The following is a 10,612-nucleotide window of genomic DNA, read 5'->3' on the forward strand; positions in this document are numbered from 1 at the left end:
GAGCCGCCGCCGCCGCTGCCCGCGCCGCCGCCATAGTTGCCCGCCTGGGCGCTTCCCGCCGCAGCGGCCGCCAGGGTCAGACCCGCAGCGATGATGATGATCCGGTTCACGATAGAACACTCCAATCTGTGTGAACGGACCTAGAGCAAGAGGCGGACCGGTTGTGCTGTTTGCACCCGGGACGCGGTTAGTAACCATTTCCATGCGCCTGTCAGGCGAACGGGATGGGCCTGCGATACCGGCCCCGCCTGCGGACACGCCGTATTGCGCGGGGGCACGAGCCTTCGCGCCTTCCCGATGAGACTTAACCATACCGGGGCCGCATCGAAGGGGCCGGCAGAATGGACGGTGAGGCGCTCAAACCCCGTTGTGGCGGGGATCTGCGTGTGTTCTGCGTGAGGAGATGGTGGATGCGACAGGGATTGAACCTGTGACCCCCTCGGTGTGAACGAGGTGCTCTCCCGCTGAGCTACGCATCCGTTACCGGCGTGTCGGGCTGATTCGGGCCTCGACCGGGGAGGCGGCGATTTAGCCCGCCGCCCGCCGAAGCGCAAGCGTCAGATGCCGGTCGCGCGGACCATTTCGGGCTGTTCCGCTTCGGGATCGCCGGGAAGCCAGGCCACGCGGCCGTCGTAGATGTCCCGATTCAGGACACCTTCCTCGCGCGCGACCAGAACCGGCACGACCATCTGGCCCGTGACGTTGGTGGCGGTGCGGATCATGTCGATGATCCGGTCGATGGCGACGATATAGCCGATGCCCTCCAGCGGCAGCCCCGCGGTGGACAGGGTCAGGGTCAGCATGACGATGCTGGTTCCCGGCACCCCGGCCGTGCCCAGCGAGCCCAGCACCGCTGTCAGCCCGATAAGGACATACTGGGTCAGGGTCAGGTCGATGCCGAAATACTGGGCGATGAAGATCGAGGCGATGGCCGGATAGATGGCGCCACAGCCGTCCATCTTCACATTGGCGCCGAGCGGCACGGCGAAGGCGGCGTAGGCCTGGGGCACGCCCAGCCGCTCGACCGTCTGGCGCAGAGTGATCGGCAATGTCCCGAGCGAAGAGGAGGTGGCGAAGGCGGTCTGTTGCGCGGCGAAGGCGCCCCGGAAGAAGCTGACGACGTTCAGGCCGTGGGCCTTCAGCAGCACCGGATAGACCACGAGGATGTGGAACAGGCAGGCCGCATAGATGGCGAAGATGAACTTGCCCAAAGGCAGCAAGGCCTCCCAGCCATAGCCGCCGACGACCGAACCGATCAGGCCGAAGACGCCGATCGGGGTCAGCTGGATCACCCAGCGGGTGATGCGGAAGACGACGGCGGCGCCTTCATCGACCAGCCGCCGCACGTTCTGGGCCCGGTCACCGAGCGCCACCAGGGCCGCCCCGACGAGGGCCGAGAAGAAGATGATCTGCAGCACCTTGCCCTCGCTCAGGGCGGCGAAGGGGTTGGTCGGGACGATGCCGATCAGCACGTCCAGCGGCGTGGGGATCTCGCGCGCCTTCACCTCGCCCAGCGGCAGGTTGGAAAGTCCCAGCCCCGGATTGATCAGATGGCCGAAGGCGATGCCGACCAGAACCGCCAGCAGCGACGTGATGGCGAACCAGACGAGCGTCCGCACGCCCAGCCGCACGGCCGCGGCGCCCTCGCCGAGCCTGGCGATGGATGAGGCGATGGTGAACAGGACCAGGGGCGCCACCACCATGCGGATCAGGTTCAGATAGACGTCGCCGATAGGCTGGAGCCAGACGGTCGCCTGTTCCCGCAGGATCAGGCCGGCTATGACGCCGAGCGCCAGACCGGCGAAGGTGCGCTGCCAATGGGGGATGGCGAAGAAGCGGGCGAACATGGACGAGCGGCTTTCGGGTCGGGGGAGGCGGCGAACATGTCCACCGACCGCCTACGCCGCAATGTCGCAGGCAGGGCAAGGCCGCCAGCATTTCTGCTGGCGGCGAGCAGTTTTTCTATGGATCCATCTCGAATCCGTCACCCTCGGGCTCGACCCGAGGGTCGGGCGTTGCAGCGCGCGAGGCGTCGGCCTCGCGGTGCGACCTGTTGGCTCACGGCGGGCCTTTTGTCCGATTCTTGGGTCAAGCCCGAGGATGACGGTCTTGGTTCGGGGCGTCAGTGGCCCCCGTTCAGCGCCGCAAACACCTGCGCGTACTCGCCGCGCTTCTCCGCCTCGCTGAGGAACTTGACTCGCTCGACCATGATCTCGTCGTGGCCGGCCTCGAACAGGGCCAGGCTTTCGGCGGTGAAGTCGGCCAGGGGCATGGAGGCGGGGTTGTCCGCATGGCCCGGCATCAGGTCCGTCGCGACGGCGGGCGGGGCCCATTCGATGACGCGAACCGAGGTTTCCCTGAGCTGATGGCGCAGGGCCTGGCTCCAGGAATGGATGGCGGCCTTGGTGGCGCTGTAGGTCGGGGTGGCGGCCAAGGGCACGAAGGCGAGACCGGACGACACGGTGACGACCGTCGCCGACGCCTTGGACTTCAGATGCGGCAGCAGGGCCGCCGTCAGCCGGATCGTGCCCAGCAGGTTGATGGCGATGATCTGTTCGGCGACGGGCAGGTCGATCTCCTGTTCCACCACCATGATCCCGGCGTTGTTGATGAGGACGTTCAGGTCGGGATGGTCAGCGATGACGCGAGCGGCGAAGGCGGTGATGTCGTCGGGGTTCTCGACGTCCAGAACCGCCGTGGCCATGCCGGGATTCGCGGCGGCGACGGCGTCCAGCGCTGCCTGACGACGGCCGGCGATGATGACCTTGGCGCCGCGCGCATGCAGGGCCTCGGCCATGGCTTTGCCGATGCCGGAGCCGCCGCCGGTGATCAGAATGGTGTCGTTGCGGGTGTCCATGGGTCTTCTCCTCAGGGGTTGGAAACCGATGGAGGCTGATTTAGAACCAGCACTCTCCATTGGAAAGTAGGCACCGAAATGTGCCATACGCACCGAAAGGAAACCGATGTCCGTGTCTGCGCCTGCCTATGTCCCGCCGCACGACTATCCGCCAGTCGATCCCCGCGTGGAGGCCCTGGTCAATGAGGTGATCGGCCGGGTGGCCGACAAATGGACCATGATCGTGCTGGAGGTCCTGACCGAGCACGGCGAGCTGCGCTTCACCCGCATCGGCGACCTGGCCGGCGGCATCAGCCAGAAGATGCTGACCCAGACCCTGCGTCAGATGGAGCGCGACGGTCTGGTGATCCGCACGGTGCATCCCGTGGTGCCGCCCAAGGTGGAATATCGCCTGACCGATCTCGGCTTCAGCCTTTCGGAGGCCTTCTGCGGCGTCTGGATGTGGGCGGAGAAGAATCTGGAACGGATCGAGGCGGCGCGGGCGGGGTTCGACGCGGCAAGGGCGGGGTAGAGCGGTTCAGTCCGAAGGCTTGATGGCCAGTTGTCTGGCGAAATCGGGTATCCAACAATCACTGGTTGAATAGCATTCGCCATAGAGCTCAACGAAACGTCGCTCACCGCTAGGAACGCGGAATTTTACGAAAGCCATTCCTTCGTGAAGTCCCCACACGGCATTCGGATCGACCGGAAGGGCCAGGTTGGTGTTCGGCGCGTCGTAGCTACGAAAGCCGGTGGCCTCATGTATGAGTACGCGCCTGCCCCCATAGACCACCGTGTAATAGGTTGTGGTGGGTCCCACGACTTCGGTCGTCTCGAAGGTTTGTCCGGCTGGGAGACAGAAGCCATCGCCGCAAGCGATAGCCGGCGGACGAGAGCATCCAGCTAGAAGCACGAAAGAAGCTAGGATCAATTGGAGGATCGGCATATCCTCAGCTTATCGACCGACTTCGGAACACCCACAAGGGTCGTAACTTTGTGGGCTCAAACCCCCGATAGCGCCCGCATCACGTAGAAATCCGACAGCAGGCCGTCCAGCGCCTCTTCCAAATCCTCGAAGTGGTCGATCAGGACGTCGCCGCCCAGGTCCTCGGGCGGGATCGGGGTATAGCCGTAGGTCACGACGACGCAGGGCATGCCGGCGTCGCGGGCGGCCTCGGTGTCGGGGGCGGCGTCGCCGACCATGATGGCCTTGGCGGGATCGCCGCCGCCCATCAGGACCGCCTCCTTCAGATGGGCGCCGGAGGGCTTGCGGGCGCTGACCTTGTCCGGCCCGACGACGGCGGCGAAATGCCGGGTCAGGTCGATCTTCTTCAGCAGGCGTTCGGACAGGTCGGTGCGCTTGTTGGTGGCCACGACGAGGATCGCGCCGCGTTCGGCCAGTCGTTCCAGGGTCTCGACCACGCCGTCGAAGGGTCTTGAGTGGTCGGCGATGTGATCGATGTAGTCCGCGATGAAGGCGTCGAAGAGTTCGGGCGAGGCGGCCCGCTCGGCCGAAGCCCCCGCGAGTTCAAAGCCGTGCCGCAACAGTGCCCGAGCGCCGCCGCCGATCAGCCGGCGCGCGCTGTCCATCGGGGCGGGCGGCAGGCCTTCGAGCACCAGCATCCGGTTGAGGGTTCCGACCAGATCCTGATGCGTCTCCACCAGGGTGCCGTCCAGATCGAAAACGAGGGTCCAGCCCTCGAGGTCACGGTCGGTCATGGGGTCCTCATATCCGTCATCCTCGGGCGCGGCCCGAGGATCGGGGGTTGGGGCGGGGGAACGAGGTCGGTCGAATACCGGGCCTCGAACTCAGGGGATTGCGATGCACGGCGTCCGATCCTCGGGTCAAGCCCGAGGATGACGGAGAGGGGGCAGGATGACGGTTCTAATAGGGGGGCGGCCATTGTAGAGCGGTCAGGACGCCCAACCCGGATCGATTCATGACCAGAAGAGCCGCCATCATCCTCGCCGCCGGCCAGGGCACGCGGATGAAGTCCCCCCTGCCCAAGGTGCTGCACCGGGTCGGGCATCGCGCCATGCTGGATCACGCTATCGATGCGGCGGAAGCGCTCGGTTGCGAGCGGATCGTCGTGGTGGTCGGCAACCATTCGCCAGAGGTCCGCGCCCATGTCGTCAAACGGCTGGGCGAGGCGTCGATCGCGGTGCAGGACCCGCCTCTCGGCACCGGCCACGCCGTGCGGGCGGCCGAGGCGGCCTTGGCGGATTTCGACGGTCAGGTGGTCATCACCTATGGCGACGTCCCCCTGTTGAAGGCGGCGGATATCGAGCTGGTGTTCGGGCCGGGTGCGGGTGTGACCGTCATCGGGTTCGAGGCGCGGGATCCCGGCGCCTATGGCCGTCTGGTGATCGAGGGCGAGGTTCTGACCGCCATCACCGAGGCCGAGGAGGCGTCGGCGGAGGTTCTGGCCATCACCGCCTGCAATTCGGGCGTCATGGCGGCGCCGTCGGGACTGTTGTTCCGTCTGCTGGCCCAGGTGACCAATGAGAACGCCAAGGGCGAATACTATCTGACCGATGTGGTGGAGCTGGCGAGGAAGGCCGGGGAGCCGACGCGGGCGGTGTTCGCGGACGAGGATGCGGTCATGGGGGTGAACGCCCAGGGCGAACTGGCCCAGGCCGAGGCCCTGTTCCAGAAAGTCCAGCGCGAGGCGTTTCTGGCGGCCGGGGTGACCATGCCGGCGCCCGAGACCGTGCATTTCAGCTGGGACACCGAGATCGGGGCGGGGACGACGGTCGAGCCCTTCGTCGTCTTCGGGCCGGGGGCGAAGGTCGCGGGCGGGGCGCGCATCCGCAGCTTCAGCCATATCGAAGGGGCGGCGGTGGCATCGGGCGCTGAGGTCGGGCCCTATGCCCGGCTGCGGCCCGGCGCGGACCTGGCCGAGGGGGTCAAGGTCGGCAACTTCGTCGAGGTGAAGAACGTGCGGATGGAGGCAGGGGCCAAGGCCAACCACCTGTCCTATCTGGGCGACGGCGCGGTGGGGGCGGGCGCCAACATCGGGGCGGGGACGATCTTCTGTAACTACGACGGCTTCTTCAAACACCGGACGACGGTGGGCGAGGGGGCCTTCGTCGGCTCCAACTCGGCGTTGGTGGCGCCGGTGACGATCGGGGCGGGCGCCATGGTGGGGTCCGGCTCTGTGATCACGAGCGACGTCGCGCCGGGCGATCTGGCGCTGGGGCGTGGGGTTCAGACCGTAAAGGCGGGGTGGGCCGCCCGGTTCATGGACACCATGCGGGCGAAGAAGGCGGCGAAGGCGAAATGAGCGACGCACAGAAACAACGCGCCGGCGAGGCCGCCGCCCTGCGGGTCGAGGCCGGGATGATCGTGGGCCTCGGCACCGGCTCGACGGCGGCCTGGTTCGTCAAGGCGCTGGCGGCGCGGGGCCTGTCGGGCCTGCGCTGCGTGCCGACGTCGGAGAAGACGGCCGATCTGGCGCGGGAGCTGGGCTTGACCCTGTCGACGCTGGAGGACACGCCGCGCATCGACCTGACCGTCGACGGCGCCGACGAGATCGGGCCGGGTCTGGCCCTCATCAAGGGCGGCGGGGCGGCCCTGCTGCGCGAGAAGCTGGTGTGGGAGGCGTCCGACCGCTGCATCTGCATCGCCGACGCGGCCAAGGTGGTGCCGGTGCTGGGCGCCTTCCCCCTGCCGATCGAGGTGGTGGCTTTCGGGCACAAGACCACCGGCAACCGGATCGCCGACGTTCTGCTGGATCACGAGATCCAGATGCCCGCCCGGGTGCGTCAGGCCGATCGCGGCGTGGTGCGGACCGACGGCGGCAATGTCATCTATGACGCCAAATGCGTCGCCATCCACGACCCGGCGCGTCTGGCCGACGACCTGAAGCTGATCACCGGCGTGGTCGAGCACGGCCTGTTCCTCGATCTGGCGGATGAGGCGATCATCGGCTTGGATTCCGGCGTAGAAGTCCTAAATCCCTGACCACACTCCGCTCATCCCGGCGAAAGCCGGGACCCAGTCCTTTCGGGGGGCAGGCGCGCGGGATCGACAGCGAAGCGCTCAGGTCCAGGTCAGAGCGCCCACAGCACTGGGTCCCGGCTTTCGCCGGGATGAGCGGAAGAACTAGATGTCTGACACCTACGACTACGACCTCTTCGTCATCGGCGCCGGTTCGGGCGGGGTGAGGGCGGCGCGGCTGACGGCGCTGGGCGGCAAGCGGGTGGCGATCGCCGAGGAGTTCCGCGTCGGCGGGACCTGTGTGATCCGGGGCTGTGTGCCCAAGAAGTTCATGGTCATGGCGTCGGAGGTCAGCCACGCGCTGGAGATCGCCGAGGGCTACGGCTGGTCTTTCGACAATGCGCAGTTCGACTGGCCAAAGTTCCTGGAGGCAAAGGACGTCGAGATCGCGCGGCTGTCGGGTATCTATGCGGCCAACCTGGGCAAGGCCGGGGTCGAGCTGGTGCATGGACGGGCGATCCTGAAGGACGCCCATACGGTGGCGATCCTCGACAAGTCGGGCGCCGAGAGCCGCCAGATCACCGCCGAGAAGATCCTGATCGCCACGGGCGGACGGCCGTGGAAGCCGGAGAGCCTGCCGGGCATCGAACATGCGATCACCTCTGAAGAAGCCTTCCATCTGCCGGAACTGCCCAAGCGCATCCTGATCGCGGGCGGCGGCTATATCGCCGTGGAGTTCGCGGGCATCTTCGCCGGGCTGGGGGTGGAGACGACCCTGATCTATCGCGGGCCCAACATCCTGCGCGGCTTCGACGACGACGTGCGGGCGCATCTGGCCGGCGAGATCGAAAAGCGAGGCATCAAGGTCATCCTGGGCTGCCAGCACAGGTCGCTGGAGAAGACGGCGACCGGCATCGTCAATCACCTCGAGAACGGCATGAAGCTGGAGACCGACGTGGTGATGTTCGCCACGGGCCGCATCCCCTATGTCGCCGACCTGGGCCTGTCGAAGGCGGGCGTGGAGTTGAACGACGAGGGGGCGATCAAGGTCGATCCGTATTCGAAGACGACCGCCGACAACATCTGGGCCATCGGCGACGTGACCGACCGGATGAACCTGACGCCGGTAGCCATCCGCGAGGCCGTGGCCTTCCACGAGACGGTCTATCGCAACAACCCGCAGCATTTCGACTATGAGGCCGTGGCGACCGCCGTGTTCAGCCAGCCGCCCGTCGGGGTGGTCGGCCTGACCGAGGCCGAGGCGCGGCACAGTTGCTCCAAGGGGGTGGATGTCTATGTGACCCGGTTCCGGCCGATGAAGTACGCCTTCACCGGCTCGGACGAGCGGGTGCTGATGAAGCTGGTGGTGGATGCGGACACCCAGCGCGTGGTCGGGGTTCACATCGTCGGGCCGGACAGTCCGGAGATGATCCAGCTGGCCGCCATCGCCGTGAAGGCCGGCCTGACCAAGGCCCAGTGGGACGCGACCTGTGCGGTCCACCCGACCATGGCCGAAGAACTGGTGACCCTGAAGGAAAAGCAGTCCCAGAACACATCGGCGGGCTGATCTTCGCGTTCTCGCGCACATTTATTGTCCGCAAGCGGCCATCGGAGTAAGGAGCGGCCCATGAGTACCCGTTGGACCCCCACATCGTGGAAGACGAAACCCGGCCTGCACATGCCGGCCGACTATCCGGACACGCGCGCCCTTCAGGCCGCGGAGGACGAACTGCGCGCCCTGCCGCCGCTGGTGTTCGCGGGCGAAGCGCGGATGCTGACGTCCAAACTGGCCCAGGTGGAGGCTGGCGACGCCTTCCTGCTGCAGGGCGGGGACTGCGCCGAGAGCTTCCGCGAATTCTCGGCCGACAATATCCGCGACACCTTCCGCCTGCTGCTGCAAATGGCGGTGGTCCTGACCTTCCAGGGGCGCAAGCCGGTGGTCAAGGTCGGCCGCATCGCTGGACAGTTCGCCAAGCCGCGTTCGTCGCCGGTCGAGACGATCGACGGGGTCGCCCTGCCGTCCTATCGCGGCGACAACATCAACGGCATGGGCTTCACGGCCGAAGAGCGGGCGCCCGATCCCCAGCGGCTGATCCGGGCCTATAACCAATCGGCCTCGACCCTGAACCTGCTGCGCGCCTTCGCCAGCGGGGGTTATGCCGACCTGCACAACATTCACCGCTGGACGCTGAACTTCGCCGACAACTCGGCCGGGGCCCAGTATCGGGAGCTGGCCGAGAAGATCACCGAGGCCCTGGCCTTCATGGAGGCCGTCGGGGTCACGCCGGAGACTCATCCGGATTTGGCGCGGGTCGAGGTCTTCACCTCGCACGAGGCTCTGTTGCTGAACGTCGAGACGGCCCTGACGCGGATCGATTCCAGCTCGGGCGAGTGGTTCGACACCTCGGCCCATATGCTGTGGATCGGCGAGCGGACGCGGCAGCTGGACGGCGCCCATATCGAGTTCATGCGCGGCATCAACAACCCCATCGGGGTGAAGTGCGGTCCGACCATGGAGCCGGACGACCTGCTGCCGCTGATCGACGCCCTGAATCCGAACAATATTCCGGGCCGTCTGACCCTGATCGGCCGCTTCGGTCACGACAAGGTGGGCGATCGCCTGCCGCGCCTGATGAAGGCGGTGAAGGCCCACGGCAAGCGGGTGATCTGGTCGATCGATCCGATGCACGGCAACACCCTGACGGCGGCCAACGGCTACAAGACCCGGCCGTTCGACCGGATCCTCGGCGAGGTGCGCGGCTTCATCGACGTGGCCGAGGCCGAGGGCGTCCACCCCGGCGGCGTCCATCTGGAAATGACCGGCCAGAACGTCACCGAATGCCTGGGCGGCGCCCAGGCGGTGACCGAGGACGACCTTTCGAGCCGGTATCACACCCACTGCGATCCGCGCCTGAACGCCGACCAGGCGCTGGAGCTGGCCTTCCTGGTGGCGGAGCGGCTCAAGGTCGGACGTCAGCGGAGATCAGAAGCGGCCTGAAACGATCTTCTTGCGGTCCAGATCGCGACAGAATCCGGTTTCACGGCTAAGGCGTGATGATGAGCAATATCGGCCACCCCGAGAACGACGACCGGCCGGGACGGTTGGCCTTCCAGGGCGCGTTCGGCGCCTTCAGCCACGAGGCCTGCCTGTCGCTGCGGCCCTGGGACGAGCCGATCCCGTTCGACACCTTCGAGGAGGTGATCGAGGCGGTTCTGTCGGGCGACTGCGCGGGCGCCCTGATCCCCATCGAGAACTCGTCCATCGGCCCGGTCGAACCGGCGGCCACCCTGGTGCGCGAGACCGGCCTGACGCCGCTGGTCGATGTGTGGCGTCCCATCCGTCACGTGCTGATGGGCGTGGCCGGGGCCCGACTGTCGGACATCAAGACCGTCGAAAGCCATCCGATCGCCCTGGCCCAGTGCGAGAAGACGCTGCAGTCGATGGGCCTGCCGGCCGTGGTCGCCTTCGACACCGCGGGCGCGGCCAAGGCGGTGGCGGCGGCGGGGGACCGCACCCGGGCGGCCCTGGGTCCGGCGGCGGCGGCAGAGGTTTATGGACTGTCGGTTCTGCGACACGATCTTCAGGATTCGGCCGATAACCGGACGCGTTTTGTCCTGATCGAGGCGTCCAAGGGTTGACGGCGCACGATCCTTGCGGCTCTAGAGGGCGCAGGGATCGCTTCCGATCCTTCAACCGGCCAGAAACCGTTCAAGCCATGACTGCCTCGCGCGCTGTGATCTCGACCCTTTCGACCCGTTCGCGCGCGGTTGCCGGCTTTTATTTCGGCTCGCTCTATTTCGGCTTTCGATACGCCGGCTGAGGCCTCGAGCGGCAT

Annotated in this window: 9 protein-coding genes and 1 tRNA gene; 6 read left to right on the forward strand and 4 right to left on the reverse strand. The window is 66.7% G+C overall.

Annotated features, from left to right (window positions below; all coding sequences use genetic code 11):
- Nucleotides 1–404: 404 nt before the first annotated feature.
- From ACT6QK_RS13735 to ACT6QK_RS13745, 3 genes are all read right to left on the reverse strand, one after another.
- Nucleotides 405–479, reverse strand: a tRNA-Val gene (locus ACT6QK_RS13735).
- A 78-nt stretch (nt 480–557) separates the two neighbouring features.
- Nucleotides 558–1,847, reverse strand: coding sequence for a dicarboxylate/amino acid:cation symporter (locus tag ACT6QK_RS13740; RefSeq protein WP_444598389.1), 1,290 nt, complete (start codon nt 1,845–1,847; stop codon nt 558–560).
- Nucleotides 1,848–2,122: 275 nt separating this feature from the next.
- The gene (locus tag ACT6QK_RS13745; protein WP_444598390.1) at nt 2,123–2,857 is read right to left on the reverse strand and encodes an SDR family oxidoreductase; all 735 of its coding nucleotides are present in this window, start codon (nt 2,855–2,857) and stop codon (nt 2,123–2,125) included.
- Nucleotides 2,858–2,969: 112 nt separating this feature from the next.
- Between ACT6QK_RS13745 and ACT6QK_RS13750 the strand changes: the two genes are divergently transcribed.
- Complete coding sequence (locus ACT6QK_RS13750; protein ID WP_444598391.1) at nt 2,970–3,368, forward strand: winged helix-turn-helix transcriptional regulator; 399 nt, start codon at nt 2,970–2,972, stop codon at nt 3,366–3,368.
- Between the two features lie 470 nt (nt 3,369–3,838).
- Here the strand turns inward: ACT6QK_RS13750 and ACT6QK_RS13755 are convergent, their stop codons facing one another.
- Nucleotides 3,839–4,555 carry an HAD-IA family hydrolase gene (locus ACT6QK_RS13755; RefSeq protein ID WP_444598392.1) on the reverse strand — a complete coding sequence of 239 codons (717 nt, stop codon included), beginning with the start codon at nt 4,553–4,555 and terminating at the stop codon, nt 3,839–3,841.
- Nucleotides 4,556–4,776: 221 nt separating this feature from the next.
- Between ACT6QK_RS13755 and glmU the strand changes: the two genes are divergently transcribed.
- The 5 genes from glmU to ACT6QK_RS13780 all read left to right on the forward strand — a co-directional run bounded on the left by glmU (nt 4,777) and on the right by ACT6QK_RS13780 (nt 10,415).
- Complete coding sequence (gene glmU / locus ACT6QK_RS13760) at nt 4,777–6,120, forward strand: bifunctional UDP-N-acetylglucosamine diphosphorylase/glucosamine-1-phosphate N-acetyltransferase GlmU (protein ID WP_444598393.1); 1,344 nt, start codon at nt 4,777–4,779, stop codon at nt 6,118–6,120.
- Nucleotides 6,117–6,800 (forward strand): ribose-5-phosphate isomerase RpiA, encoded by a 684-nt coding sequence (gene rpiA / locus ACT6QK_RS13765; protein WP_444598394.1) that lies wholly within the window; start codon nt 6,117–6,119, stop codon nt 6,798–6,800. Before glmU ends, rpiA begins: the two co-directional genes overlap by 4 nt.
- Before the next feature lie 145 nt (nt 6,801–6,945).
- Nucleotides 6,946–8,343 (forward strand): glutathione-disulfide reductase, encoded by a 1,398-nt coding sequence (gene gor, locus ACT6QK_RS13770; RefSeq protein WP_444598395.1) that lies wholly within the window; start codon nt 6,946–6,948, stop codon nt 8,341–8,343.
- 60 nt (nt 8,344–8,403) lie between these two features.
- Nucleotides 8,404–9,774 carry a class II 3-deoxy-7-phosphoheptulonate synthase gene (locus tag ACT6QK_RS13775; protein ID WP_444598396.1) on the forward strand — a complete coding sequence of 457 codons (1,371 nt, stop codon included), beginning with the start codon at nt 8,404–8,406 and terminating at the stop codon, nt 9,772–9,774.
- 59 nt (nt 9,775–9,833) lie between these two features.
- Complete coding sequence (locus tag ACT6QK_RS13780; protein ID WP_444598397.1) at nt 9,834–10,415, forward strand: prephenate dehydratase domain-containing protein; 582 nt, start codon at nt 9,834–9,836, stop codon at nt 10,413–10,415.
- Nucleotides 10,416–10,612: the final 197 nt, after the last annotated feature.

Origin of the sequence: Brevundimonas sp., assembly GCF_052436175.1 — a bacterium.
Taxonomy (GTDB): Bacteria; Pseudomonadota; Alphaproteobacteria; order Caulobacterales; family Caulobacteraceae; genus Brevundimonas.

Bases quoted from the DNA above. Each gene is read 5' to 3' on its own strand.
- ACT6QK_RS13745 (WP_444598390.1), bottom strand. From the start codon at position 2,857: ATGGACACCCGCAACGACACCATTCTGATCACCGGCGGCGGCTCCGGC.
- ACT6QK_RS13780 (WP_444598397.1), top strand. From the start codon at position 9,834: ATGAGCAATATCGGCCACCCCGAGAACGACGACCGGCCGGGACGGTTG.
- glmU (WP_444598393.1), top strand. From the start codon at position 4,777: ATGACCAGAAGAGCCGCCATCATCCTCGCCGCCGGCCAGGGCACGCGG.
- ACT6QK_RS13740 (WP_444598389.1), bottom strand. From the start codon at position 1,847: ATGTTCGCCCGCTTCTTCGCCATCCCCCATTGGCAGCGCACCTTCGCC.
- rpiA (WP_444598394.1), top strand. From the start codon at position 6,117: ATGAGCGACGCACAGAAACAACGCGCCGGCGAGGCCGCCGCCCTGCGG.
- ACT6QK_RS13775 (WP_444598396.1), top strand. From the start codon at position 8,404: ATGAGTACCCGTTGGACCCCCACATCGTGGAAGACGAAACCCGGCCTG.
- gor (WP_444598395.1), top strand. From the start codon at position 6,946: ATGTCTGACACCTACGACTACGACCTCTTCGTCATCGGCGCCGGTTCG.
- ACT6QK_RS13755 (WP_444598392.1), bottom strand. From the start codon at position 4,555: ATGACCGACCGTGACCTCGAGGGCTGGACCCTCGTTTTCGATCTGGAC.